The 25,414-nt window shown below is 47.0% G+C and carries 28 protein-coding genes; 27 read left to right on the top strand and 1 reads right to left on the bottom strand.

The genetic code is table 11. The features are described from left to right. The 7 genes from ABW391_RS13570 to ABW391_RS13600 form a co-directional block, all read left to right on the top strand. Positions 1 to 2,093, top strand: a 2,093-nt coding sequence (locus tag ABW391_RS13570; RefSeq protein ID WP_353482419.1) for a beta strand repeat-containing protein, incomplete at its 5' end; no start/stop codon positions are given. Beyond that, entirely contained in the window at positions 2,093 to 3,442 is a 1,350-nt protein-coding gene (locus tag ABW391_RS13575) for a LamG domain-containing protein (protein ID WP_353482420.1), read from the top strand. The genes ABW391_RS13570 and ABW391_RS13575, both read left to right, overlap by 1 nt. A 25-nt stretch (positions 3,443 to 3,467) precedes the next feature. Next, positions 3,468 to 4,085 carry a hypothetical protein gene (locus ABW391_RS13580; RefSeq protein WP_353482421.1) on the top strand — a complete coding sequence of 206 codons (618 nt, stop codon included), beginning with the start codon at positions 3,468 to 3,470 and terminating at the stop codon, positions 4,083 to 4,085. Positions 4,086 to 4,102: 17 nt separating this feature from the next. Continuing rightward, a complete protein-coding gene (locus tag ABW391_RS13585) occupies positions 4,103 to 4,678 on the top strand; it encodes a hypothetical protein (RefSeq protein WP_353482422.1) in 576 nt (191 codons plus the stop codon). Continuing rightward, positions 4,678 to 5,808, top strand: coding sequence for a hypothetical protein (locus ABW391_RS13590; RefSeq protein WP_353482423.1), 1,131 nt, complete (start codon positions 4,678 to 4,680; stop codon positions 5,806 to 5,808). Before ABW391_RS13585 ends, ABW391_RS13590 begins: the two co-directional genes overlap by 1 nt. Then, entirely contained in the window at positions 5,805 to 5,975 is a 171-nt protein-coding gene (locus ABW391_RS13595) for a hypothetical protein (protein ID WP_353482424.1), read from the top strand. Before ABW391_RS13590 ends, ABW391_RS13595 begins: the two co-directional genes overlap by 4 nt. After that, the gene (locus ABW391_RS13600) at positions 5,972 to 6,175 is read left to right on the top strand and encodes a hypothetical protein (protein ID WP_353482425.1); all 204 of its coding nucleotides are present in this window, start codon (positions 5,972 to 5,974) and stop codon (positions 6,173 to 6,175) included. The genes ABW391_RS13595 and ABW391_RS13600 overlap by 4 nt, the downstream gene beginning before the upstream one ends. Here the strand turns inward: ABW391_RS13600 and ABW391_RS13605 are convergent. Beyond that, positions 6,172 to 6,714: a class I SAM-dependent methyltransferase gene (locus ABW391_RS13605; protein WP_353482426.1), complete on the bottom strand. Its 543-nt coding sequence runs from the start codon at positions 6,712 to 6,714 to the stop codon at positions 6,172 to 6,174. The genes ABW391_RS13600 and ABW391_RS13605 overlap by 4 nt on opposite strands. On the opposite strand from ABW391_RS13605, the gene ABW391_RS13610 reads away from it, so the two are divergent. The 20 genes from ABW391_RS13610 to ABW391_RS13705 form a co-directional block, all read left to right on the top strand. Beyond that, positions 6,709 to 7,665: a Bug family tripartite tricarboxylate transporter substrate binding protein gene (locus ABW391_RS13610; protein ID WP_353482427.1), complete on the top strand. Its 957-nt coding sequence runs from the start codon at positions 6,709 to 6,711 to the stop codon at positions 7,663 to 7,665. The two genes, ABW391_RS13605 and ABW391_RS13610, sit on opposite strands and share 6 nt — an antisense overlap. Further along, positions 7,662 to 8,261: a hypothetical protein gene (locus ABW391_RS13615; protein WP_353482428.1), complete on the top strand. Its 600-nt coding sequence runs from the start codon at positions 7,662 to 7,664 to the stop codon at positions 8,259 to 8,261. The genes ABW391_RS13610 and ABW391_RS13615 overlap by 4 nt, the downstream gene beginning before the upstream one ends. 64 nt (positions 8,262 to 8,325) lie before the next feature. Continuing rightward, positions 8,326 to 8,775 (top strand): hypothetical protein, encoded by a 450-nt coding sequence (locus tag ABW391_RS13620; RefSeq protein ID WP_353482429.1) that lies wholly within the window; start codon positions 8,326 to 8,328, stop codon positions 8,773 to 8,775. Further along, positions 8,772 to 9,335: a peptidoglycan-binding domain-containing protein gene (locus ABW391_RS13625; protein ID WP_353482430.1), complete on the top strand. Its 564-nt coding sequence runs from the start codon at positions 8,772 to 8,774 to the stop codon at positions 9,333 to 9,335. The genes ABW391_RS13620 and ABW391_RS13625 overlap by 4 nt, the downstream gene beginning before the upstream one ends. Further along, a complete protein-coding gene (locus ABW391_RS13630) occupies positions 9,332 to 10,804 on the top strand; it encodes a DUF6321 domain-containing protein (protein ID WP_353482431.1) in 1,473 nt (490 codons plus the stop codon). The genes ABW391_RS13625 and ABW391_RS13630 overlap by 4 nt, the downstream gene beginning before the upstream one ends. Position 10,805: 1 nt before the next feature. After that, positions 10,806 to 11,072 (top strand): hypothetical protein, encoded by a 267-nt coding sequence (locus ABW391_RS13635; protein ID WP_353482432.1) that lies wholly within the window; start codon positions 10,806 to 10,808, stop codon positions 11,070 to 11,072. Next, entirely contained in the window at positions 11,069 to 11,686 is a 618-nt protein-coding gene (locus tag ABW391_RS13640; protein WP_353482433.1) for a glycoside hydrolase family 19 protein, read from the top strand. The genes ABW391_RS13635 and ABW391_RS13640 overlap by 4 nt, the downstream gene beginning before the upstream one ends. 1 nt (position 11,687) lies before the next feature. Then, entirely contained in the window at positions 11,688 to 12,188 is a 501-nt protein-coding gene (locus ABW391_RS13645; protein WP_353482434.1) for a 3TM-type holin, read from the top strand. 16 nt (positions 12,189 to 12,204) lie between these two features. Beyond that, positions 12,205 to 12,450, top strand: a complete 246-nt coding sequence (locus ABW391_RS13650) for a hypothetical protein (RefSeq protein ID WP_353482435.1) — start codon at positions 12,205 to 12,207, stop codon at positions 12,448 to 12,450. Positions 12,451 to 12,455: 5 nt separating this feature from the next. After that, entirely contained in the window at positions 12,456 to 12,689 is a 234-nt protein-coding gene (locus ABW391_RS13655) for a hypothetical protein (protein ID WP_353482436.1), read from the top strand. Positions 12,690 to 12,739: 50 nt separating this feature from the next. Next, entirely contained in the window at positions 12,740 to 13,519 is a 780-nt protein-coding gene (locus ABW391_RS13660) for a DnaJ C-terminal domain-containing protein (RefSeq protein ID WP_353482437.1), read from the top strand. A 70-nt stretch (positions 13,520 to 13,589) separates the two neighbouring features. Beyond that, a complete protein-coding gene (locus tag ABW391_RS13665) occupies positions 13,590 to 15,857 on the top strand; it encodes an AAA family ATPase (RefSeq protein ID WP_353482438.1) in 2,268 nt (755 codons plus the stop codon). Then, positions 15,850 to 16,500 (top strand): hypothetical protein, encoded by a 651-nt coding sequence (locus tag ABW391_RS13670; RefSeq protein ID WP_353482439.1) that lies wholly within the window; start codon positions 15,850 to 15,852, stop codon positions 16,498 to 16,500. Before ABW391_RS13665 ends, ABW391_RS13670 begins: the two co-directional genes overlap by 8 nt. 6 nt (positions 16,501 to 16,506) lie before the next feature. After that, complete coding sequence (locus ABW391_RS13675; protein WP_353482440.1) at positions 16,507 to 16,671, top strand: hypothetical protein; 165 nt, start codon at positions 16,507 to 16,509, stop codon at positions 16,669 to 16,671. Continuing rightward, positions 16,671 to 17,033, top strand: a complete 363-nt coding sequence (locus ABW391_RS13680; RefSeq protein ID WP_353482441.1) for a hypothetical protein — start codon at positions 16,671 to 16,673, stop codon at positions 17,031 to 17,033. The genes ABW391_RS13675 and ABW391_RS13680 overlap by 1 nt, the downstream gene beginning before the upstream one ends. Positions 17,034 to 17,042: 9 nt before the next feature. After that, entirely contained in the window at positions 17,043 to 17,477 is a 435-nt protein-coding gene (locus tag ABW391_RS13685; protein WP_353482442.1) for a hypothetical protein, read from the top strand. Positions 17,478 to 17,492: 15 nt separating this feature from the next. Next, positions 17,493 to 18,452 (top strand): nucleotidyl transferase family protein, encoded by a 960-nt coding sequence (locus tag ABW391_RS13690; RefSeq protein ID WP_353482443.1) that lies wholly within the window; start codon positions 17,493 to 17,495, stop codon positions 18,450 to 18,452. Further along, complete coding sequence (locus tag ABW391_RS13695) at positions 18,449 to 19,027, top strand: hypothetical protein (protein ID WP_353482444.1); 579 nt, start codon at positions 18,449 to 18,451, stop codon at positions 19,025 to 19,027. The genes ABW391_RS13690 and ABW391_RS13695 overlap by 4 nt, the downstream gene beginning before the upstream one ends. Before the next feature lie 63 nt (positions 19,028 to 19,090). Further along, a complete protein-coding gene (locus tag ABW391_RS13700; protein WP_353482445.1) occupies positions 19,091 to 20,011 on the top strand; it encodes a hypothetical protein in 921 nt (306 codons plus the stop codon). Between the two features lie 17 nt (positions 20,012 to 20,028). After that, the coding region (locus ABW391_RS13705) for a hypothetical protein (protein WP_353482446.1) at positions 20,029 to 25,414 on the top strand (5,386 nt) is incomplete at its 3' end.

Genomic DNA, 25,414 nt, shown 5'->3' on the forward strand with positions numbered 1-25,414 from the left:
TCTCGGGTGGTAACATTGTCACTGCTGGACAAGTCTCTGCTACAGGCAACGTCACCGGTAACTATATTCTTGGTAACGGTTCTTTACTGACCGGTGTATCTACATCATCGAGCAATATTAACTCTGGTAACTCTAATGTAACTGTGGTAAGTTCAGGCGGTAACGTCACAGTTGGCGTTGGCGGAACCGCAAACGTGGCTGTATTTGCCACAACTGGTGAATATGTTACTGGCGTGATCTCAGCAACTGGCAATATCACAGGTGGTAACATATTGACTGCTGGTTTGATATCAGCAACTTCAACAATCACCAGTGCAGCTAACATAACCGGTGGTAATGTCCTAACAGGTGGGCTTGTTAGTGCCACAAGCACAATCACATCAGCCGCAAATATCACAGGTGGTAACGTATTGACCAGCGGCTTAGTCTCCGCAACTGGTAATGTGTCTGGCAACTTCTTTGTTGGTAATGGCCGGGTCACGACGGGTATACTGTTCAGCAACACCAGTGACGCCACAACTGCCAGTCTCACAGTGGATGATTTTTATCTTAGTGCAATCACCGCTCTGTCAGTGACCAATTCAGGATCCCTTTACTATCTGTTTGACCAGTATTCAGGCAACAATCCCACTATCTATGCAGTGGCTGGGTCAACCCTGGCATTTAGATTGGCAGTGACAGGACATCCATTCTTGATTCAAAATGTCGGAGCCAACTACAGCACAGGACTCAATCATGTGACCACAACAGGCACAGTCGTAACTGATTCGTCTGCACAGGGGAAAGTTACAGGTACATTGTATTGGAAAATACCCGGCAATGCTGTGGGCAACTACACTTACCAGTGCTCCATACACGGAGGCATGGTGGGAAATATTGTGGTCAGTAGTCCAACTGCGGGGTCATTTACATCGTTAATAGTTACTGGTAATATCACTGGTGGCAATTTATTGACAGGTGGATTAATCAGTTCAACTGGTACTATTACTGGCTCTAGTCATTTGGGTGCAGTGGTTAGTGTAACGGCCAACGTTACAGGTGGTAATGTACTAACTGCTGGATTGATATCAGCAACATCAACCATTACCAGTGCGGCAAATATCACAGGTGGTAATGTTTTATTTGGATCAGGTATTGTTTCCGGTACTGGTAATATCTATGGCGGAAATATTATTGGTACACTAGCACCTACAACGTTAGTTGCAAGTGGTAATATAACTGGTGGTAACTTGCTGACAGGTGGCTTGATCAGTGCTACTGCCAATATCACAGGTGGTAATGTGTTAACTGCTGGATTGATTTCAGCAACATCAACCATTACCTCAGCAGCCAACATCACAGGTGGTAACATCTTGACTGCTGGCTTAATTTCAGCCACAGGAACTATTACTTCAGCAGACAATCTGAGTCTAACCGGTAATATTGTTGACATAGGTGAACTGTGGATCAATACCACAGCCAATGGTAACATCAACTTGAACGTGAATGGAACAGGACAAACCAACATACCCACTGGCATACTCAGTGTCACAGGTAACGTTCAAAGTGGCAACTTGAGAACAGCAGGTTTGATTTCAGCAACTGGTAATATCACAGGTGGCAACTTGATTGGTATCTACGCCAATGGTACCAGCAACATCAGTATTCCCACTATCAGCGCAAACATACTGTTTAGCACTGCGGGTAATGCCAACGTTCTGGTCATAGCCAACACAGGTATTGTGGCCAACGTGCTGGCACCCACCACAGCAACTCCTGCCAATGGTGTGGGTTATATAGGCCTGCCAGTTAGTTCAATAACTGGTACAGGCACCTTGACCATTGTAGATGCTGGCAAACTGGTTTATGTCACCGCAGCCAGCCAGACTGTGACCATACCTGCCAATGGTTCAGTGGCATTCCCCATAGGAACTGCTGTGACATTCATTGCAGGCCCGAGTGCTACCACAGTACTCATTGCCATCACAACAGACACCATGTACCTAGGAGGCATCGGAACAACAGGCACAAGAACCCTGGCTGCATACGGTATGGCCACTGCGGTCAAGGTGGCAAGCACCACGTGGTTTATTAACGGAACAGGGCTAACATAATGAGTGGAGCAATCGGCGGACTATTGAGCAGTTTCAGTATTAGACCAACGGCTTCGTTGGTGATGAATTTGGATGCCACTGTTGGAGCCATGCCCGGCTCCAACATCACAACCAGTGCCAGTTTTGACGGTTCAACACAACGTCTAAGCACCACCGGATCACTTGCAACTGGCATTACCGAAGGCACAAATATGGGCACTGGCAATTTTACCTGGGAGTGTTGGGTTAGGGCCACTGCCAACGTTGGTTATGGAACATTTATAGACACTCGTGGCAGCAAAACAGGATACTCAGCAGTGGATACAGATGGTGTGTATTTTGGTCTAGATAATAACACACTTTATCCCACATACTTTCAAAGCACAGCCTTAATTACTTCTTCAATTGCATTGACCGTAAACACCTGGACACATGTGGCTGTGATAAGAAATTCAGGCACAACCACATTGTATGTGGGCGGAGTAAGTGGCGGCACTTATGTGGACAATTTGGATCTGTCAGCACCTTATGTCAACATAGGTGGCGGTGCCACCTATTCAGACGATTTTGCTGGACAAATATCCAATCTGCGCATGGTAAAAGGCACAGCAGTCTACACCGCTGGTTTTGTTCCACCAACAACCACACTCAGAGCCATTGCTGGCACAAATTTGTTGTTGCCGCTCACTGCCACAGTGTTTACAGACATGTCCTCAAACTTGCTTGCAATAACGAATACCGGAACAGTGATAACCACAGCACAAGCACCAACACTTGCCGCAGCCACAACAGACTTCACAGGAACATACACCATTACCACAACCAATGCAGGCGCTACTATTGCCTACAGCAGTGCCAACGGTGGCGTGTTTAGAAAAAGTACCAGTTTGGGCACAGACTCCATGATAGTTGGTCCAAACTATGTTACTTCACAAAGTTACACTGTGTTTATGGCCTACAAAATATCCGCAACTTCGGCTGGTAGATTGTTGAACACTAACAGTGAAGCAAGTAAAGATTGGTTGTTTGGAGCCTACAATGGTTATCCCAAAGCGTTCTATCCCAACTTCTCAGTAAACTTGCCAGGATCAGGCGCTGACACTGTGTGGCATTTTGCATGGGGCACATTCAACACTGGCACAAGTCTGGGACAACTGTACACCGCAACCAGCACTCAACCCACCAGCACATCGTTTACAGGCACCAATAGTGGCGGTGGTGGATTTAACCAGTTGAGATTGTTCAGTCGCTCAGGTGGCGTTGAAGTACAAACTGCCGACATAGGAATGATCAGAGTGTACAATGGTGTGGTGACTTTGGCTCAAGTTCAATCACAGTATGCAGCCTTCAAGGCAAGATTTGGATACTAACAACAGTATCCATAAATAAACTATCATGCAAACACACAACCGACATGGCGTCCGCGATCGGGATCTTTTCAAAGATCACACCGACTACTGGCAGGTGGCCGACAATATCCGCGACATCTACATGAGTGAAGGCAGTTTAACTACCCTGCTGGACTTTGAGCGTGTGCTGGACGAAGTAGATATCTATGCTTTTAAAAACTGGGAAATTGGGGAACTTGTGGACGGCCCCGAAATTGGCAAATACCGTGTGACCTGCACCTTTATGTGGCCGCTAAAAATGATGCCTGATCCCCGGGGCGGCCGCAGATTGCTGGCGTTTGACTGCGAAGTTGAATATCAGCGTAAAGAAATAAAGATTCCCATTAAGATCACAGATCCTAGCGATTATCGCCCGGGCACCAAAAAGGCCAAATTGGTAACAAAAGATGTGTGGCTGGTCACAATCACCATGCCCAAGGCTCTGATGAATGATATCCGCACAGGATCAATTGAAATGGAAGATCAGGACATTGATCTAGACGAACTAGATCAAGCCTACGAACAAGATTTGGACAAAGAAGAGTCGCAGAGCGATGAACAAGCCCAAGAGGCCCAGCAATCCCTTCAACAACAGCCGGGCACTGCACCCGGCCCTGCCTTTTAACGGTTAAACATAATATGATGAACAAAATGCTTAACAACCCATTTGATCCTGCACAACCTTTGTTGCTCGAGGGCCTGCAATACAAAGACCTAGAGGGCATGATGAAGCCCACTATTCACGTGGACGAATTTGCTGCCAAAATGGGTGATGACGATGATATCATTGTGTTATCATTCTTTGTGCGTGATTTATCAGCCGCTAAAGATCTAGTGGCCTGGTTTGAAAAGGGCTATGACTTTGTGCTGGACGCCGATCGTTCGCCAGGTGAAATCAAACCCAGCCGTTATCTAGTGTATCTTGAACTGCGTCGACGTAGATCGGCACCACAGCACGTACAAACGCTGTTGGATGATTTGTCAACACTAACAGAATTTGATCCAGAAGAATGGCGTATGCATTATGAAGGTCGAGAGCATGACTGGTCAGAAGAAACCTTTAGAGAATTGGTACCATTAACTCCCGATGCATATCGTGCCAACCACGAAGATGATCTAAATGAAGTACGCACAGCGGCAGGACTGGCACCCAAACGCATTCACGACAAATTGTCCGACGATGCAAAGTCACTACAATCAATGGCAGGAATAAGATAATGAAAATAAATGACATACTGGTAGAATTTGCACCCTCAGGTGACAGCGGCGGCTCAGGAGACTATTTCCAAGCCCTAGCCTCAGCCTGGTACAATGGTACCTTTGATAGTGGCAGTCTGCAAAAAGGTATCAAGAGTCAACAAGATGTAGAGCAACTACTGCAACGTGGCATCATTGGTCCCGACGGTGTCACACGCAAGTACGGAATAGATTACAACTCAACCTTTGACGGTGTGGTCATATCCAGTGATGACTACTATGAACATGCTGACCATGACGAGACCGACAGTCGTACAGGCAAACCATTTGGCCCATATGACTACATGGAATTTGGGGACGAAGAACTGGACGAATCGGCCAAATACCGTGACCCCAAGTACAAAGATCAGTTGTACACTCAAGAACCACCAGATTATAACAACACCCGTGAATATGATAATGCCATGTTTAACCCAAAACCCAAAGACTATCCAGGTAGAAAAGAACTGCCCGGTGGTGGAGAATATGACCGCACTGACCCACTAGTTCGAGGCGCAGGCATTGGACGCTCAGGAATCAAAAACAACATCTTGGATCGAGGCAAGCGTAAAGGCCTGCCATCGCGAGATCAGATCACCAGTTTGAAGCAAAGCATTCGAGACATTAGTGGTAGACACACACGTGCCAATCTACCTGAGCAAGGCATGGCGGAAGGCGACTTAAATGAAAAGAGCACAAGCCAAGCACAGTTCCGTACAATGGCAGCGGCCGCACATGATCCTGAATTTGCAAAAAAGGTTGGTATTAAACAAAGTGTAGCACGAGAGTTTAATCGTGCTGATACGGGTCAAGACTATAAAGATTTACCCAAAAAGGCCACTGAAGGCGCTACTGTCACAACAACTCCCGGATCTATAGAGCCAGGTGGGGCAGTGGACAATTTCAAACAACAAATGGCCAATAACACCGAGCGCGATATGGCAGAAGGCAACCGGAAGCCTGAGCCGCCAGAAGCCGACTACGGTGATGATTATCAAGACATGGTCAAACGTGTGAAAAAGTTGGCAGGACTAGGTCCATTAAAGACTCAATACGATCCTGCCCGGCGTGTGTACAAGAACATGCCCACGGCGGTGCAACCTAAAAAATGACAAGACGAACAGCAACCGGTCGAGCAGTTCCTGTGCTACAAGGTTCAGCAGGCCCCACGGTACCCAACCCCAAAATTGCACAGCAACCCATCCCCCCACAACAGCCCATGGCACGCCTGCCACAGCCTGTGATCTCAATGGGCCTGGGACTTAAACTAAACCCATGAGAGCCAACGAATTCGTCACTGAAAAAAAGCGCATGAAGCGACTGAAAGAACTCACATTCATGGGCATGAGTCCTTGCACCAAAGACTGTTCAGGACACCGTGCAGGCTACCGATGGTCAAAAGCACGTGGCGGCGTTAGCACAGCGTCATGGTCAAACAGTTTCAACAAGGGTGCCGAAATAGCCAAAGCCGGCTATTAACGATGCCACTCTGCGTATAAACGCACAACACTCTTGCCCAGGCTAGCGCCTGATTCTACCTGGGCATTTTCTTGACGGAAGCCATGCTTGTCTGCGAGTTTGTTTAGATATTCCAGTGTCCAGGGAAAGAATGGAATCTGTTGGCATGCGGAGTCTGCATGATCCTGGCGACCTGGGTTAAGGCGCCAGTATATTCTGGCACAAGGTTTCAACAAAGAAACCACTTTGGCAACCTGGAGTTCTATTGTGTCACGAGAACCAAAGTTAATTGATCCCAAACAAGTGGCAACATCAAACAGTTGATCTGTTTCGAATTGTTCTATTGTGCAATGCACATCTGCTTGTTCAAACGCAGGGTCAATACCCACAACATTTGGTAACAATGCTCGAAAAGGATTTTGTCCACACCCAATATCCAGCACCTGCTCATGTGATGCAATTTTTTGTGCTATAACACTAGGGCCACTATAAGTATGTATATTACTGTTGGGTTTCCACTTCGTTGAGAAGTATTCATTTAATAAAGATTGATTATGCATAGACTTTTAATTATCGCGCTAGCCGTGCTGTTCACTAATATTGCTCTGGCCTGGCAGCCCACTCGACCTGTCACTGTGTTGTTGGGATTTGCACCAGGATCAGGCAATGAAATTTCTTTTAGAAAAGTCAGCCAGATTGTGCAACAAAACAATCCCGGAGTATATTTTGTAATTGAACATCGCCCGGGCGCTGATGCTGTGATTGCACAAAACTTGTTGGCTCAGGCCCGTGCTGATGGGCACACCATTAGTGTTCCCAGTCACATGAGTTTCTTTGTGACCAATGATGTATGGCAAAAAGATCTAAAGAAATGGACTCAAAATGATTTTGTCAACGTTGTGGCACTGGGGCAAAGCCCACTGGCCCTGGTGGCCACAAAAAATTCTGTAGTAGATACGCCACAACAATTCAAAGCCTTGGTAACCCTGGCACCCAGACCCATAAGTGTGGCCATTGGCGGCGGCGCACATCAAATGGCCTATGAGTATATGATTTACAGTTTTGGAGCCGACAAAGATCGTGTGGTCAATATCAGATATCCCGGGCCTGCACAAGCAGTGGCAGCAGTGGCAGCAGAAACCACAGAGTTTGGCATCATGCCTGTGGCCATTGCCAGACCCTTGATAGATGCCGGACGAGTTAAATTAATTGGGCTGACAGGATCACATGTACTGGAAAAACTACCACGTGCTCCATTGCTAAGTGAAACAGTACCAGGTATCAGTGTGTACGCCGGATGGATTGTGAGTTTGCCCGGTACAGCACCAAAAAATGTAGTAGAGTGGTATCAACAAGAGTTTGCACGAGCAATTAAATCATCGGAGTATCAAACCTGGGCAGTGGACAACTATATTTTCATAGATCCAAAACAACTCACAGCCCGTGGTGTTGCCGAATACGGCAGCAGATTGGCCAAGAGTTTTGAACCCATTATAAAGAATTTAAAATGAAACGTGTGTTTGTAACAGGAGCACCGGGCTCCAAATGGAGCAGTGTGGTGAAAAATATCTACTTCAGTGCCAGTGTGGATCGCTCAGACCATACTGATCATCGCACCTATCAAGGCAGTCTGCACCTGGGGAGTTATTTTGACCCTGGCATGGAATTTGGCCGATTTTTTCATAGATTACCGGAATTTGATCTTTATGACTGTGAAACTGAATTTGATGCGCCTTTTTCGGGCACGGGTGTGCGTATCATTAAATCACATGTGTTTGCCAATCATATTGACTTTTTAAAACAAACATGGCCTGACACTCCCATAGTATTGGTGTATAGAAGCACAGATGCTTGTTTGGGTTGGTGGGTGCGCTGTGGTGGATTTGATATTACCTATCCAGACTATCGGGAATATTATAAAGATCTGCCAACCATGGGCCGCCTGATTGAAGAACAAAACAAAGGCATTGACACAGCCTGGCACAGGTACAGCGGTACTGAACCAAAAAACAATGTTGAACTGGCCGGTGCTCTGGGCCTAGATTGCCCACCACTAGACCATGTGCAAAATTATCAGTCGAATGACATAAAAGTAAAAGTAATATAAACATACCTAATGTACATGTATACTGGGCTTGGATAGGCTAATTGCAGTCGCAACTAAATAGTTGATGTGGATTTTACATTTTCTTCCCGACAGCGTTATTGTATGGTTCTGCAATATTCTATTGCTAGTAGGCATTACAGCAACCATTGTAGGCTTTGTTGCGCATCGCGTCCCCGGGCTCTGGCCGTATCAACTGGGCTTTAAACTGGCCGGCATTGCACTGCTGGTACTGGGTGTTTACTTTCGTGGCGGGCTTGCTGTAGAACAAGAATGGCGTGAGCGTGTGGCAGCTGTAGAGGCAAAACTTGCTGCGGCCGAAAAGGCCTCTGCTGAAGCCAATACCCAAATAGAATCGAAGTCACAAAAGAAAACAACAGAAATACGTCAACGCACAACATATATCCGGCAATACGTGGATCGTGAAGTTGTTCGATACGATGCTGGTTGTACTATCCCTGAACCATTTGTTCGGGCGCATAATGACGCCGCAGAGGCAACAGGAAAGCAGCCATGAGATATAGAGAAATACTAGAAGCCTGTTGGACTGGATATCGTCGACAGGGCATGAAGAAAAAAGGCTCCCGAATGGTGCCCAACTGTGTGCCTGTGAGTGAAGACGAAACCGAAAGTTCTGACCAAGTTCGCAGAATACAACAAATGCTAAATCAACAATACCGTGCTAACCTGGATGTGGATGGTGTGATGGGTCCGCTGACTGTGCAGAGTATAAAGAAGTTTTTGCCGTCAGCAGGTGTAAAAGGCGCACCTGACCCCGACAGAACTACGGCTGTGCAGGGATATGAAAAGAAAATGTCCACACAAGAACTTGAAGAAAATCTTCGAGACTGGTTTAAAGAAAAATGGGTAAGGTTTGGCCCTGATGGCAAGATACGTGGGGATTGTGCCAGAGGTAGTTCAAAAGAAGGCAAGCCCAAATGTTTGCCACAGGCCAAAGCACATGCACTGGGTAAAAAAGGTCGTGCATCAGCCGCGGCCCGCAAACGCCGGGATGATCCCAATCCCAACCGATCGGGTGCAGCCATAAATGTAAGTACTAAAGGAAAACGCAAATGAGATTTAGAGACATTGTAAATGAATCACCAGAGTCATGCCCACATTGTGGCGGACCCATGTTCAGTGAAATGGTCATGATGGAAAAGAAAGATGCCTGTTACTACAAGGTCAAAGCGTCGGCAAAAGTATGGCCGTCAGCCTATGCGTCAGGTCGCCTAGTACAATGCCGCAAAAAAGGCGCGGCCAACTATGGCAACAAAAGTGAAAGCATGGAGGAAGGCGGTGGTGCGCAACAGGCTGCCATTGCCATTGCCAAGCGCGAGTCAGGCAAGTACAATAAAGACGGCGACCGCATACATGAAGAGTCAGACAGCAAGTGTCCGCCGGCCACTCAAGATATTACACTGAATCTCAAGAACAGACAAAAAGCCATTGATGAATATGGCTATGGTCCGCTCAATCCCGACATGCCCAACCGCAAGTTTTGGATGGCCAAACAGGACGAATGGAACCTAGACTCTCCGGAAGAAGCCAAATCTAGCCTGTGTGGCAACTGTGCGGCATTTGATCAGCGTCGAGACACACTGGACTGCATTGCACAAGGCATAGGATCTGATCAGGGTGCAGACGATCCCACTATTGACGCTGGTGATCTAGGCTACTGTAGATTTTTAAAATTCAAGTGTGCCAGCCGCAGAACCTGCGATGCCTGGGTCACAGGTGGACCTTTGCGTGACAAAGAACCGGAAGCACAAGAACCACTGTCTGAAAAGTGGAGTCAAAAATACAAGGGTTCAATCAACTGCAGCCACCCAAAAGGATTCTCACAAAAGGCTCATTGCGCCGGCAAGAACAAACACAATGAATCCGTTGAAATGGAAATGACCTGTGAAGACTGCGGCATGTGCGAGACACACGGTGATCATTCACGTGACACGCTAGATGAAGCCTGTTGGAAGGGCTATCACAAAGAAGGCAACAAAGAACTGTTTGGCAAACGTGTGCCTAACTGTGTAAAGAACACCAACGAAGACCAGGAGATGAACATGGATGAACTAAGCAGAATTCTTGAACTGGGCACAGGCTTGAGTACACAAGCCAGGGCTGAACTGCATGAAGAATTTGATTTAATTGAATCAATTATTGAAACAATTGCTGAACACAATGGCGTGGATTCAGAAGTTTTATGGGAAGATTTGGAAACATTAACTGAAGATGAACTTTATGTGTTTGCTGTGACATCACAGCCCATCATGGAGTCAGAAGCCTGGCAAAAGGCCAACAAGCGTGACAAAACAGATGGCATGAGTCAAAAGGCAGTTAATACATATCGCAGAGAGCATCCGGGATCCAAACTAAAGACTGCTGTTACTACCAAGCCTTCAAAACTTAAAAAAGGAAGCAAAGCCTCAAAGCGTCGCAAAAGTTATTGCAGTCGTAGCCGTGGTCAAATGAAGATGCACAGTATTTCATGTGCCAAGACGCCAGACAAGGCCATTTGCAAAGCACGTAGACGTTGGAACTGCTAAAATGAAATACGCCGTAATACTTGCTTTGGTATTGTCAGGATGCAGTGCCGTAGTGCCTGTCACTGCGCGGTTTCCTGAACCTCCGGGCCGGGGCGCAATGACTGCATGTCCAGCATTGCAGAAACTTAAAGACGATGCAAAACTAAGTGATGTTGCCAACACTGTGACAGTGAACTACGGTACCTACTACGAGTGTGCTGTGCGAGCAGATGCTTGGCAAGAATGGTATCAGATACAAAAAATCATACATGAAGGAGCCCAAAAATGAGCACAATCTTGATACTAGACCAATTAAAACAAATGGTCAAGAACCCACATATCGATCACTGGTATGCTGTACTAGAGCAATTGCTAGATGATTATGATATCAACACACCCTTGCGTGTGGCACATTTCATAGCACAATGTGCTCACGAGTCAGGGAATTTTGTTTTTATCAAAGAAAATCTCAACTACAAGGCTGCAAGCCTACAAAAGACATTTGCCAAGTATTTCCCCACAGCAGAATTGGCCGCACAATATGCCAACAAACCTGAGCGGATTGCCAACAGAGTGTATGCTTCAAGAATGGGTAACGGACCCGAAGCGTCAGGTGACGGATTCCGTTACTGTGGGCGTGGACTCATACAACTCACAGGCCGAGACAATTACACATTCTTTGCAGGTAGTCTAGGCATCACAGTGGAAGAAGCCTCGGAATACTTGGCCACATTTGAAGGTGCCGCACAATCAGCCTGTTGGTTCTGGGAACAGAACAATCTAAATCGCTTTGCTGACGCAAATGACGTCAAAGGACTAACACGTGCCATCAACGGTGGCTACATTGGCTTGGACGATCGCATCAGCCATACGGAACATGCATTACACATACTAGGAGCATGACATGGCAGAAGAACAAAAACAAATAAACGAGTCAGAAAAGAAAAAAGAAGATTGGATGAATTCAAAATGGCGTCCAATGATGGGCTGGAGTTACATGCTGACCTGTATTGCAGACTTTGTGATATTTCCTGTGCTGTGGTCAGTGCTACAGGCCATCTCAAAAGGTCAGGTCAACGTGCAGTGGCAACCCATCACACTACAAGGCGCAGGCTTGTACCACATTGCCATGGGCGCTGTGCTGGGCATTGCAGCCTATGGTCGCACACAAGAAAAACTAGGAGGAGCCAACAATGGAGGATTACCCACACCAGTCAGCGGAGGAACAACCTATACACCCCCGGCAGCAGTCCCTCAACCCAGCGCACCCGCAGCCTCAGGATTTGGCAGCGCACCAACAACAGGCTTTGGTAGCAGTGCAGGCGTTGGAGCGCCAGCGGCTGAAGTCACTACAGGATTTGGTGGAAAACCCGCCCCTGTGATACCACCGTTCCCGGAACGATAACAACAAGGAGAAAACTATGGCAACCAAGAAATCAGAAATCAACGAGAATCTCACATCAGCAGTGAGTGAAGTAATAGAGGGTCAAATCACCGGCAAGAAATGGTACTACAGCAAGACATTTTGGGCCAACATCATAGCAGGCGTGGCAGTGATAGCACAGGCCAGTTATGGCTTTGTGTTGCCTGTGGAATATCAAATGGTGGCACTGAGTTTGGTAAACATGGGTCTACGCAAGATCTCTTCAGGGGAAATCACATGGTAACGCATATGAAAAATGTGATGTTTATAGCAGGCCTAATGTTTTGTGTACCAGCCTTGGCCGCTGATTCTCATGCAGCCGACGTGGCACGAGCAGAGGCTGCCAAAGCACAGAAAGAAACCAAAAAGGTATGTGTAGATCAAATGAAAGACGGCAAGCCTGTAAAGGATGCCAAAGGTGTAACACAACAGACCTGTAAAGAAGTCAAGCAACACAAGAAACTAGAAGTCGAAAAGAAATAATAGACACTAGCCCCCAAGTCCTGTATAATTAAAACATACAGGACTTTTTCATGCCCGATCACTATGCCGCACTAGGTGTGTCCCGAACCGCTAGCCCAGATGAAATCAAACGTGCTTTTCGCAAGCTGGCCAGCCAGCATCACCCTGACAAAGGTGGTGACACGCAGAAGTTTCAAGAGATACAGGCCGCCTATGACACACTAGGCGATGCTGCCAAACGATCTCAGTACAACAATCCTGCTCCACAATTTGCTGGCATGCCCGGTAGCGCACAGTTCAACATGGGCGATATCTTCAGTCAGATGTTTGGTGGGCATCCAGGCTTTGCTCAACAGCACCCGCGGCGCAATCACATGCGAATGAGTCTGTGGATCACCCTAAAGGATGTGTCAACAGGCGGGCACAGACAGGTGGCAGTGGGATCACCGCAAGGTCAAAGCACTATAGAAATAGACGTACCACAAGGCATCAATGACGGAGACATGGTGCAGTATCAAGGTCTTGCCCCAGGCGGGCAAGACCTGGTGATTGAATTTAGAATACACCCACACCCACAGTTCCGTCGTGATGGCCTGAACCTGACTGTGGACTACAAGGCCTCAGTTTGGGACATGATTCTGGGTGGAGACACCACTGTGGTCAGTCTGGATGGCACCGAACTGGTGGTTACTATCCCCCCACTCACAGACAACAGCACCACACTGCGCCTGCGTGGACGCGGCTTGCGAGATCGAAAAGGTGCTGTAGGAGATCTTTTTGTGCGATTGCAGGCCCAGTTGCCCAGTTCGATTAGTCCAGAATTGTCTCAAGCCATACAACAGCATAGATAATATTGTCAGAACCATTGCTACATAACACAGTAAGTAGTATAATAACACATAGGAACTCAACTCAAACACCATGCAAGAAAATCCCGAAATCAAAAAGATCATTGAAGGCTCAGTTAAAATTGCTCAGGACTTTGGTCATGAGTACGTCACAACCGAACACCTGTTGTTGAGTCTTGTGCGTCATGACCCATTTCGCAAATGCCTGGATGCATTTGGGGCAGAAGCAGATCAACTGGACACAGAGATTGAGCACTATCTGATTAGTCAGATGCACTTGATTTCAGACACTCCGGAAACACAGCCACGGCGCACAGTGGCGCTGGAACGCATATTCAATCGTGCCAACGTGCAGGTGATGTTTACCGGCAGGCGAGCCATTGCCACTATTGACATGTATCTTTCGATCATGAGCGAGACCAACAGTCACGCACACTACTTCTTGCTCAAGTACGGGGTTAAAAAACAGGAGTTTGTGGACTTCTGGACCAAGAGTTACAAAACAGTGGCCGCAGAGTCCGGTATGAGTCATTCACAAGCAGATGAAATTCTCACCGAATACTGTGAGAACTTGAGTCAACGTGCTGAGAAGAGTCAACTGGAACCGCTAATTGGTCGTTCAGAAGAACTGCATGAAATGATCACTGTGCTGGCACGCCGTTTCAAGGCCAATGTGCTCATGGTGGGCGATCCTGGCGTGGGCAAGACTGCCATCATCGAAGGCCTGGCACAAGAGATTCATGCAGGTCGTGTGCCGGAGTTTATCAAGGGTTCAGAAGTATGGAGCCTGGAAATTGGGTCATTGCTGGCAGGATCAAAATATCGCGGAGAGTTTGAAGAAAAGTTCAAGGCAGTTATTAGTGCATTAGAAGCCAAAAAGAACTGTATCTTGTTCATAGACGAAGCACACACCATGAGTGGCGCAGGATCAGGCTCAAACTCAAGTCTGGACTTTGCCAACATGTTAAAACCCGCTATTACCAAGGGCAATTTAAAAGTAATTGCGTCAACCACCTGGGAAGAGTATTACGAGAGTTTTGAAAAGGATCGGGCGCTTATGCGTCGTTTCTACAGGTTGTCAATTGACGAACCGGATGCGATCACCACTGAACAGATCTTGATCGGACTCTCACCCCGACTGGAACAGTTCCACAATGTGCTGATTGAAACTGAAGCCATGACTGCCGCAGTGGAACTGGCCAATCGTTACATACACGATCGCAAGAACCCCGACAAATCCATTGACTTGATTGATGCGGCCTGTGCTAGAGAGCGTGTGAAAGACCTGGGCCTGGTAACTATTACCAAAGGCTTGATCGAGGAACAACTGGCCCGTGTGACAGGTGTACCCAAAGACAAACTACAAAACGAACGCTCAACCAAGATTGTGGAACTAGAAAGCAACATCAAGCAAAAGTTGTATGGACAGGATTCAGCAGTTGATTCAGTACTAGAACGTGTGTACATCAACTTTGCTGGTATTGCCAATGAAAAGAAACCCATGGCGTCATTCTTGTTCTTGGGCCCAACAGGTACAGGTAAAACAGAACTTGCACGATTACTTGCAGACAACTTGGATATGAAACTGCTGAAATATGACATGAGTGAGTTCCAAGAGCGTCACAGTGTCAGCGGGTTAATTGGTGCACCTCCGGGCTATGTGGGCTTTGAAGATGGTAACGTTGGCGGTGGCAAACTAATCTCCGATCTTAGCAAGAATCCCTTCTCAGTAATATTGTTTGATGAGATAGAGAAGGCTCACCCCGACGTTACCAACATCTTGCTACAAATGCTGGATGAAGGTGTTATTACCAGTAGCAATGGCAAAAAAGCCAACTGCAAGAACTGTATCATCATCATGACATCTAACCTAGGAGCACGGGACAGTGAAGCCAACAACATTGGCTTTGGAGACTTTGAGAAAACTGGTGAAGATGACCGGGCTCTCAAAGAGTTCTTCAAACCCGAACTGCGAAACCGTATCGATCAAATCTGCAAGTTTGTCAAATTGGACACACTGGCGGTCAAGAAAGTTGTGGTCAAGTTTGTGGACGAGCTCAAGACAAGTCTGCTGGCAAAAGGTATACGTCTCAATTTATCCGAATCAGTCGTTGACATGCTTGCTGACAAGGGCTACGATTCGAAGTTGGGTGCGAGACCACTTGCCCGCAAGATTGATGAACTTATTCGGGTACCACTAAGCAAGCGGATCTTGTTTGATCGACTGACTGAATGTGATATCACAGCAGATTTGGTCAACGACAAGATTGAGTTTGAAGTGGTACACAATGCTGTACCAGTAGTAGCAGATGATGGTATCATCAGGTTCCCAGATGTCTAAACCTGTTCTGGTTCCGCGTAGTACTTTATACTTTCACAAGTGGCAGTATGTGATCTTGTTCGTCTTGCCCGAAGCCAGTTTCTTGCGTGAACTCAAACACGAGCGGATAAATCAAAGTATTCGCTACCGGAACGAATGGATTGCTCGCCGTGGCGGTGCAAGACACATCACCCCAGAAGTTGAACAGACGTTGTATGATGCCTGTGACTATTTGTTGACTCGGGCCAACCCTTTCAAGAAAGTGGTGTGTGGCAACGGTCTTTGGTTGTACACCAATAACCTGGAAGACTTTGAAGACATAGTGACCATACCCACAGGTGAGATACTGTACATAAACCAAGCCGAAGTAACACTGACTGCCAATGCTGTGACACTGAAAAATCCGCGGCATGCATTTAGAACATACTTTAAAGACCGCTGGCTTTCCAATGATGAACTAGCAGTTTTGAGACGTTACTTTGATACCAGGCGAACAATATTTAGACTGGGGCCGGGATTTTCCAATTTGGTCACAGGCAGAAGAATGTGGATGATGAGCAACTACTTTGTAGATCACAACGAACCCAATGCTGATTTCTTGATCAACATGGCAGTTCCAGGCATCGTTAGAAAGACCCTGCCCATTATAGCCCGTGCTAAATAATATACTATGGCAAAAATACACGAAGAAATAGTTGTGATCAAACTATCAAAATTGGTCCGAGAGTCTGATGTTGGTGTTGAAATCGCCACGGACGACATTGTTTTGGCCCTGCAATCAGTGGCCGAAGAACTGGCTGGCGCAGGCATTGTGGTAGAAGCGGAACGAGCATAATGACAACATACGCCATTCTTGATACCACTGAATATGGTGTGCCTTCCGGCAACTACGACGGGTCAAGTCAAGACTGGATAAGCGATGCACGTCTGGCTTCAAACTACTATCGCGGTCAAGGCGGTGTGCAAACTGTGCTGTTTGACGTCACAGGCTTTGAAGGTGTACTAACATTAGAAGCCACCTTGGACTCAGACGCAGACTCGGCCAACTGGTTTGAAACTTTTATCTACGGCGACGGATCCACAACCCCGCTGACAGACTATCATCCCCAAACTGTAACAGGTAACTTTACCTGGATGCGTGTGCGTGTGGCGGGATTTTCCGGCGGCACAATCAACACAGTCACAATCACTTATTAAATTACAAATATGAACACAATACCAATAGAGGTTGACATCAGTACCAACCGTGCTGAGTGTGCATTGGGCGCACGAGTTTTTGTCAATGGCGTAAAAATCTATGATAACGCACATGTAACCGAAACACATCATTTTAGTCATGACATCAGCGACGAAGATGGTGAACATGAATTGTGCATTGAACTGTACGGTAAATTGCCAGAACATACCCAAATCAATGATGCCGGCGAAATCACCCAGGATGCTTTGCTGTCAGTGGCCAACATTCAAGTTGATGGAATTGATATCAGTCAGATATCTGCCAATCTAATAGAATATCATCACGATTTCAATGGCGGCCAGGCCGCAATTGTGGATCGGTTTTATGGTAACATGGGTTGCAACGGACAACTCAAACTTCAGTTTACCACCCCAATTTATCTCTGGCTGTTAGAAAATATGTAACGCTAAATACTCATTATGAGTACGATCGTTATCATGCCCGGGGGTTTCCACCCGTTCCACGCAGGCCATGCGGCCCTTTACAATTCAGCACGTAGAGCATTTCCTGATGCTGAAGTGTTTGTTGCCGCAACCAACGATACTAGTACAAGACCCTTTCCCTTTGCTGTGAAAGAAAAACTGGCCAAACTAGCCGGTGTAGATGCTGGACACTTTGTACAAGTCAAAAGCCCATTCCAGGCAAAAGAAATTACCAGTCGCTTTGATCCTGAATCAGATAGACTGATCTTTGTACGCTCGGAAAAAGACGCTGACAAACCACCACAAGCCGGTGGCGTAAAGAAAGATGGTAATCCATCATATCTACAACCATTGTTGGGTGCTACAAAACTAGAACCATTTGCTCGTCATGCTTACATGGCCTACTTGCCCACAGTGGAATTTGGCCCAGGCATGACGTCGGCTACAGAAATTCGCACAGCCTGGCCCTCCCTGAATGAAAAACGCAAGACTGCTCTGGTCATGAGCCTGTATCCTGACACACAAAAAAATCCCCGACTGGCTGCTAATGTTGTTGCAATGTTAGACACAGCCATTGGCAGTGAGTTGGCAGAGGGCAAAGATATCAATCCTCAAATGATTGATGTGTTTTATCGCCCGGTTCAGAACAGTCGTGCCCGACGTGTGGTAGCACAAAACATTCCTGCATCAGTACTAGATCGATTGTTGAAAAAACTCAGTGATAAATTTGGTGTGCCTGTTGAAAGTTTTGAATGGGAAAAGGCAGACACAGTGTCGGAGATGGATGGTCAAAACTTTGTGGGTGGCATGACTGCCAGTTATCAACGTAGAGAAAACCAGCCCGTGGACGAAGACTACATTGATGAAAAGTGGAGTCAAAAATATAAGAGCAGTATCAATTGTGCCAGCCCCAAAGGTTTTAGTCAAAAGGCCCACTGTGCTGGACGTAAAAAATGATCTTAGAAGACATTTTTACTCTAGACGAAAGTTCAGGCTCCAGCCTTGACGGCAGTTTCACTCGAGATCTTGTGTTCAGCAAACTTTGGCTCATGCGTGAACTGGCCCAGATACAGCCGCATGTGAGCACAATGTATGTGCTGGGATCCTGGTACGGAAACCTAGCACTGTTCTTAAATCGCTATCCCCAGGTCAAGGTTGATCACATTATCAACGTGGAAACTAATCAAGAACGACTGGATACCGGTGAACACATGCTAACACAAGCAGGTGCTGACAATGTCGAACACATGCTGAAAGATGCTAACCAACTGGACTATAGACAGTTGGGCCGTGATGGTGCGGTGGTCAACACCAGCCTCATTGATATCAAGGGCCGAGACTGGTTCGAAAACATTCCGCCGGGCACCCTAGTGGTCATGCAGGCACGTGATCAGGTTGACGATGAACAGTTTGCAGGACCTGGAGATATTGCGCAAAAGTTCCCACTTGACCAGGTGTTGTATTCGGGAAGTTTAGACTTGGAAGATCCTGAAACAGATTACACAAGATTCATGATCATTGGCATCAAATAGCTAGGAAAAAATTGTCGGGCATGCTATACTCTGTAAATAATACACAACTTTAATGGAGTAAACATGGCAGACGCCCAACCAACAACAACCCCGCCCACTAACCCTGCGGCAACCAATGCAACAAACATTCAGGTCAACATTGACTACTTGAGAACCACTCGTGTGCATATTTGTATGCCTTGCTATGGTGGTCAACTTACGGAATCCACATTCATGAGTTATATCAAGTGGTCAAATACTGCTCGCCAACTGGGTCTGGATTGGACTGTGGAAACCATGACCAATGAGAGTCTGATTAGCCGTGCTAGAAACACACTCACTGCCAAGTTCTTGCACAACAAAGAATCCACACACTTGATGTTCATTGATGCTGACATTGGCTGGGAACCCTGGCACCTGTTGGTCATGCTGGATGCACAAAAAGATGTCATCGGCGGTTTGTATCCCATGAAATCACTGCCGGTCAAATGGTGTGTGAACGGCATCCCTGGCATGGTTGAAGATCCCAACAGTTCACTTGTGGAGGTTTCTAAGACAGGCACAGGCTTTTTGCTGATCAAGCGTGATGTGTTTGAAAAATCAGATAGTCATCCTGCTGTACGTGCATTTGCCAACGACATTGGCCTACCCCCAGAGTTGAATCAGTACATGAAAACCTACTTTGATACCGCTGTGCGCGAAGGTCGCTACTACTCAGAAGACTGGACATTCTGTGAAAACTGGCGTGATCTAGGCGGTCAAGTTTGGGTTGACAAACGTGTGTTGTTGCGTCACACAGGCACTTATACATTTGACGGCAACGCACAAGAACAAGTGTTCCGGGATCTCAAAGCCATCTTTGAACCTGATTCAGGACCAGCGACTTCGGTGGTATCACCGGCTCAAGTGGCCAGTTTGCCCCCACCTGTGGCGCCGCCTGCAACTGAAGCCACAGTTATTGCCTCCAGCAAGAAGAAACTCAAGAAAGTAGCCAACAGCAAGTAACGGTAAATAAGAGTTCAATGAATATACTAGAACTCGACTCTTACGATCTTGCTGATACTGTGAAATTCCACGACCGTTTGAATCCACGGTTATGGAACGATCGGGAACATCTTCGCCCCGAAGTAAAAGCCAAACTCATGCAAGTTGCCCAAGACTTTCAGGAGTTTCTTGGTGTTCCTGATTTAGATGTCAAAGACATCACCATATCAGGATCCAACGCCGCATTCAATTACACACCTGCTTCGGACATTGATCTACACATTGTGATAGACATTCCTGACGTGGCACACGACGAAGTTTATCGTGAATTGTTCAATGCCAAAAAGTACCAGTACAACGACGAGCATGACATTCGCATACGCGATGCTGATGTCGAATTGTACGCACAAGATTCGGCTCAACCACATCACAGTCAAGGCATCTACAGTATATTAAATGATGCTTGGGTGAGTGTGCCCAAGCGCACTCGAGCCAAAATAGATGATGTCAGCACACGTAGCAAGTTCGAAGATCTAGCCGCACGTATTGACGAAGTGATCAAGAGTCAAGACATTGATCGCATGGACAGTCTCATGAAGAAAATCAAGACCATGCGTCAAACAGGCTTGGAAAAACAAGGCGAGTTCGGATCAGACAATCTTGCTTTCAAACTACTGCGCAACAACGGATACATCAAACGCTTGATTGATGCCAAACAGGCTGCGCGAGATCAAGAATTGAGCCTTGCTGAACTTGCAAGACCCCGACAACCGGTACGTTATGGCTTTGGTGAATCGCCAGATGGTGTGGACCCCACTACCAAGATGTTCCTGGAAGAACCTACGGACGAATCACCTGACGGTGTGAATCCCACCACTGCTATGTTCTTGACTGAAGTTGACACAGAGTCAGTAGTACAAGAGTTTATACAACACACAGCCGAGCGTCTGGGCATCCAACGCATACCCGAAATAGTTATACACCATGACCCGGACTGGTCAGAGTCAAATCAATCGTTTGGTATGTATGTGCCCGACCAACACAAACTGCATGTGAGTCTAGGTGATAGACACTTGCTGGACGTGTTGCGTACCACAGCACATGAACTGTGTCATTGTGCTCAACAGGAATCGGCACCCTTGCCCGACAACGCAGGCGACACCGGTAGTTCATGGGAGAACGAAGCAAATGCTGTGGCCGGTATCGTCATGAGAGACTTTGCCAATGCACATCCTGAATACTTCCAACAAAATTCTATCAAAGAATCAGCGTCCGGATACATTCCCACAAAAGCACAGGCTCGGGATCCAAGATATAGTATGGCACTGACCGTGGACATTAAACCTGGCCAAGTGGGCAAAGAAGCCAACAAACTGAATTTAAAAACAGATCGTCAAGGCCGGCCAGCACTGCTGATGAAGACTGCAAACTTGCAAGAAAGTCTTGCCCAAGAGTTTGAGTTGTTTGAAGCATCCAAGGGCCGAGAAGAACCCTGGGACAGAGATGGCTACGAGCCGCCAGGACCAGAGTTTCCACCACAGATGCCCGCAGGCACAACCAAGATTGATGTGACTGATCTAACCGATTGGTATAGAATAGGAATGGATATCTCTGACTTGGACGATGCCGAACCTGAAGATTACAATCAAGGCCCGCCACAAACAGTTGTTACATTTGCAAGTGATGAACTGGAACAACAATATCTTAAACAGTTCAAACGCCTTGGACTAAAAACACATGACATGGATCCGGATGTCAAAGGTGGCGAAGATGTCACTGGCAAACATCTACAACAAAAACTGTCCGAAGAGTTTGCTGTGTTTGAATCTCAAGACCTTTTTGAAATCAACATGGGTTCAAAGAATCTCCGTAAGGAAGCAGCCCGGACAGGTGCCATTGCCGGTATGGAATTTGAAATGATTGTGCCCAATGTTGAAGGTGGCGGCGGTGATGCCGACCAGGAGCCCGACTACGACTATGATCAACGTTGTCGTAGCATACAGGACGCATATGACTTTTTCTATGATGGTGATTTCAACAGTCGCCGCAGTTGCGATGAGATGCGTGACTCCATGCGCAACGACTATACAGAATGGTTGGATGAAAAGATTGCCTCAGACTGGGACAGTGGGGGCGAAGAATACATTGTGGAATGGATCAAAAACAATGTGGATGAATCCGAATGGAATCCAGATGATCTTGAAGGCGATGCCCGCAATCAAGCCCTGGAAGAATATGCCACTAATGTTCATGCTGATCCTGTGAGTGATCAATATCAAACAGCCTACGAAGAGTTCCATGAAGAAAATCAAGAATCATATGACGAGAGTGACTGGCTGGATGATGCAGATCTGAGCCGCATGAGGGAAATTGAAAATGCCTACAGCATGAGTTGGCCCCACTACTCTAGCGGTAGTAGTGGTGGCGAAGCCGAAATTTCTGACGTGGCACAAGAGTTTGAAAATGCCATAGGTCGTGACGTCAGAGCCAGCGACAACTACCATTCAGGCAGTACGTTGAGACCCAGTGTGGCCAACCAACGCTATATTGTAGAACCTGATGGCAGTTTAGACCCCGACAATCCCGGCGATCGAGGCCTAGAGTTTGTATCACCACCACTACCCATAGATGAGATACTTGGCGACTTGAACAAGGTCAAAGCCTGGGCCAAGGAATATGGTTGCTATACCAATGATTCAACAGGCTTACACATCAATATCTCAGTGCCAGGCTACAGTAGAGAAAACTTGGACTTTGTTAAACTAGCCCTGCTCATGGGCGACAAATATGTGCTGGATGCATTTGGTCGTACAGGTAACACCTACGCCAAGTCAGCCCTGGACATTGTTAAAAAAGCAGTGCGTGACAATCCTGACAACGCTGCCAAGTTACTGGACAAGATGAAGGGCAACCTAGATCAGTTGGCCAGCAAGGCCATACACTCAGGCATCACCAGCAAGTATACGTCAATCAACACCAAAGACGGACACATTGAATTCCGCTCGCCGGGCGGCGACTGGTTGGATCAAAACTTTGACCAGATCGAAAACACTTTACTACGTTTCACCGTGGCCATGAGTGCGGCCCTGAACCCTGATATGTATCGCCAAGAATACTTGACCAAACTCTACAAAATGTTGACTGAAAACAACCGAGATGATGACACTATCAAGTATTTCAGTGACTATGTGGCTGGCAAGATTCCCAAGGCCGCACTACGTAGTTTTGTCAAACAAGCACAGTTGCAACGCAACATCAAGCGTGGCAAGGCTACTGATCAAAAGCCCAATAATGGAACCTACGAACTGTTTGATAGACGTACTGGTGGGGCCATTCCTGACACTGAGTTCTCTGCCCGCAACGCAACAGATGTAGAAACAAGATTAAGCGACTACATCAATCATGGTCAACACGGACTGAGCACAGTAGATGCTCGCTTGTTGTTTAGTGCTAGACCTGTGGCTGCTCCAGCAGATGAACCTGACCAAGGTCCTTCGGCCAACAGTCTGCGACCCACGGGACCTGGACCTTGGGAAATCTACAACAGAGCAACTGGCAATAGTGTGATGAACCTCAATCAAAATAGTCAACCCATAACTGATCGTGCCCAAGCACAACGTCAAGCCATGGCACTTATTTCCACCGGACGACCCGGACAACACGATCTCTACGGTGTTAGAACGGTGGGCACAGACACTACGACCAACATAGGCACACAAACCGACATGGAAAACCGCCTGGGCTTGCCAAGTCAATCAGCCACGGCCAACTACGCAGTTGTGGATCGTGAAACTCTTGACCCGGTGTTTAGATTCCGGGCTGACGATCGCAGAGCGGCCAACAGAATATATGGAGAGTGGTTGGCAGCCGCAGGCCTGCCCTTAACCACTGAAGACTACGGATTCCAAGAGATTCGTCCACAGATTCCCGAAGTGCCCATGGATGTGGCGCAGAACTTCCCGGACCGGACCGATGGCCGCAACATTGATTACTCATTCAGAGACTTGTTTGGCAACACTGATCAGGCCAGTTCAGCACCAGCAGGCAATAGTTTTAGTGGACAGTGGCGAGTAATGATTGATGGAGAAGAAGTATGGCGCTTCCGTGGTGTAGGCAACAACCAAGGTGATGCCAACCGCATTGCTCAAACCTGGATCCAGGATCAACGTCGTCAAGGATCATTGTCCCCTGCACCGGGTGCCGATATCGAAGTGTTACCGGTCATGACAGAAGGCTTGACAGAATACAAAAACACCCCGTTGCAGGATTACAACGGCCTACAGTTCATGATCGATTCGAATCATCCATATCTACGTGTAAAGGCTTTTGCCCCAGGATCCGGACAACAACTAGCACAAGTGGACTTCAAAATTGATGATCAAGATGAATTACACCCAGAAGATTTACACGTGGAAGAACGCTGGCGTGGACAAGGCATTGCTAAAGTAATGTATGACTATGTCAAAAGCCAAGGGTATACCATACATCGTAGTTGGAGTCAAACTGATGCCGGCTCAGAATTTTGGAACAAGCATCGCGGCCAAAAAAGAGTCTGGGAACAAGGTGTGGCGGAAGAACAACTGGATGAACTATTCCAACCTGGTAAACAAAACTGGACTTGGAAGATCAAGGCTGATAATGAGGCCATTGCTAAATTTACAGTGGGTGATAGAGACTATGTATGGCAAGCATTTAGTCATTTTAGAGATGATAAACCACATAAATGGGAAATACAATTTCGTGTGGTAAAGCAATCAACTGACCCTGAAAAATTACAAGTATACGGTACAACAGGTACAGGGAACTCAGCAGAAGTAATGTCAAACGCAGTAGACATCATGCGTGAATTTCTACAATACTACGGTGACGGTGTGCAACAAATTGCATTTGACGCAAAAGAAAATAGTCGTATCGCACTATATAGAAAAATGATTCAAAGACTATTGATAAATTGGAATGCAGACGAAGATTACAGTTCAGAGTATGGATTAAGATTTACTTTGACCAGACCAAAATCCATGCCGCAAGGCTCGGACTTGCAAGAGATTGCGACCATGCCGGCTGATCAGTTTGCAGGCGGCAAGGACATGCTGGACTACATGCCACCGCCCAGTAAAAAACGCCTCAGGCCCTTGCCCGGCGGCACAGATCTCATGTATGCCATTGAAACCATGGGACCAGAAACTCGAGTGCAGATCGTGGATCCAGGCATGCCGGGTATTACCCGCCCCGTGGTGGTGGCTGTGCTGAATCTGGATCCAAGCAGTTTGCCCAACACAGTGCAGGTGGGATCAATCACAGTGGACGAAGACTATCGTGGTCGCGGCCTGGCCAAGTCCTTGTACGGCATTGTGCTGACCATCATGCGGAAGAATTTGGTTTCTGGTGACAGTCAAACACCCGGAGGTCGACGAAACTGGTTGA

It is taken from the genome of Haliscomenobacter sp. (assembly GCF_040403615.1).
Classification (GTDB): Bacteria; Bacteroidota; Bacteroidia; order Chitinophagales; family Saprospiraceae; genus Haliscomenobacter.

What these genes read in the sequence shown, in the direction of transcription:
- ABW391_RS13620 (WP_353482429.1), top strand. Translation starts at nt 8,326, where the DNA reads ATGTGGATTTTACATTTTCTTCCCGACAGCGTTATTGTATGGTTCTGC.
- ABW391_RS13585 (WP_353482422.1), top strand. Translation starts at nt 4,103, where the DNA reads ATGAACAAAATGCTTAACAACCCATTTGATCCTGCACAACCTTTGTTG.
- ABW391_RS13650 (WP_353482435.1), top strand. Translation starts at nt 12,205, where the DNA reads ATGGCAACCAAGAAATCAGAAATCAACGAGAATCTCACATCAGCAGTG.
- ABW391_RS13635 (WP_353482432.1), top strand. Translation starts at nt 10,806, where the DNA reads ATGAAATACGCCGTAATACTTGCTTTGGTATTGTCAGGATGCAGTGCC.
- ABW391_RS13660 (WP_353482437.1), top strand. Translation starts at nt 12,740, where the DNA reads ATGCCCGATCACTATGCCGCACTAGGTGTGTCCCGAACCGCTAGCCCA.
- ABW391_RS13580 (WP_353482421.1), top strand. Translation starts at nt 3,468, where the DNA reads ATGCAAACACACAACCGACATGGCGTCCGCGATCGGGATCTTTTCAAA.
- ABW391_RS13670 (WP_353482439.1), top strand. Translation starts at nt 15,850, where the DNA reads ATGTCTAAACCTGTTCTGGTTCCGCGTAGTACTTTATACTTTCACAAG.
- ABW391_RS13625 (WP_353482430.1), top strand. Translation starts at nt 8,772, where the DNA reads ATGAGATATAGAGAAATACTAGAAGCCTGTTGGACTGGATATCGTCGA.
- ABW391_RS13595 (WP_353482424.1), top strand. Translation starts at nt 5,805, where the DNA reads ATGACAAGACGAACAGCAACCGGTCGAGCAGTTCCTGTGCTACAAGGT.
- ABW391_RS13655 (WP_353482436.1), top strand. Translation starts at nt 12,456, where the DNA reads ATGAAAAATGTGATGTTTATAGCAGGCCTAATGTTTTGTGTACCAGCC.
- ABW391_RS13600 (WP_353482425.1), top strand. Translation starts at nt 5,972, where the DNA reads ATGAGAGCCAACGAATTCGTCACTGAAAAAAAGCGCATGAAGCGACTG.
- ABW391_RS13605 (WP_353482426.1), bottom strand. Translation starts at nt 6,714, where the DNA reads ATGCATAATCAATCTTTATTAAATGAATACTTCTCAACGAAGTGGAAA.
- ABW391_RS13695 (WP_353482444.1), top strand. Translation starts at nt 18,449, where the DNA reads ATGATCTTAGAAGACATTTTTACTCTAGACGAAAGTTCAGGCTCCAGC.
- ABW391_RS13680 (WP_353482441.1), top strand. Translation starts at nt 16,671, where the DNA reads ATGACAACATACGCCATTCTTGATACCACTGAATATGGTGTGCCTTCC.
- ABW391_RS13640 (WP_353482433.1), top strand. Translation starts at nt 11,069, where the DNA reads ATGAGCACAATCTTGATACTAGACCAATTAAAACAAATGGTCAAGAAC.
- ABW391_RS13700 (WP_353482445.1), top strand. Translation starts at nt 19,091, where the DNA reads ATGGCAGACGCCCAACCAACAACAACCCCGCCCACTAACCCTGCGGCA.
- ABW391_RS13685 (WP_353482442.1), top strand. Translation starts at nt 17,043, where the DNA reads ATGAACACAATACCAATAGAGGTTGACATCAGTACCAACCGTGCTGAG.
- ABW391_RS13690 (WP_353482443.1), top strand. Translation starts at nt 17,493, where the DNA reads ATGAGTACGATCGTTATCATGCCCGGGGGTTTCCACCCGTTCCACGCA.
- ABW391_RS13630 (WP_353482431.1), top strand. Translation starts at nt 9,332, where the DNA reads ATGAGATTTAGAGACATTGTAAATGAATCACCAGAGTCATGCCCACAT.
- ABW391_RS13590 (WP_353482423.1), top strand. Translation starts at nt 4,678, where the DNA reads ATGAAAATAAATGACATACTGGTAGAATTTGCACCCTCAGGTGACAGC.
- ABW391_RS13645 (WP_353482434.1), top strand. Translation starts at nt 11,688, where the DNA reads ATGGCAGAAGAACAAAAACAAATAAACGAGTCAGAAAAGAAAAAAGAA.
- ABW391_RS13610 (WP_353482427.1), top strand. Translation starts at nt 6,709, where the DNA reads ATGCATAGACTTTTAATTATCGCGCTAGCCGTGCTGTTCACTAATATT.
- ABW391_RS13615 (WP_353482428.1), top strand. Translation starts at nt 7,662, where the DNA reads ATGAAACGTGTGTTTGTAACAGGAGCACCGGGCTCCAAATGGAGCAGT.
- ABW391_RS13665 (WP_353482438.1), top strand. Translation starts at nt 13,590, where the DNA reads ATGCAAGAAAATCCCGAAATCAAAAAGATCATTGAAGGCTCAGTTAAA.
- ABW391_RS13675 (WP_353482440.1), top strand. Translation starts at nt 16,507, where the DNA reads ATGGCAAAAATACACGAAGAAATAGTTGTGATCAAACTATCAAAATTG.
- ABW391_RS13575 (WP_353482420.1), top strand. Translation starts at nt 2,093, where the DNA reads ATGAGTGGAGCAATCGGCGGACTATTGAGCAGTTTCAGTATTAGACCA.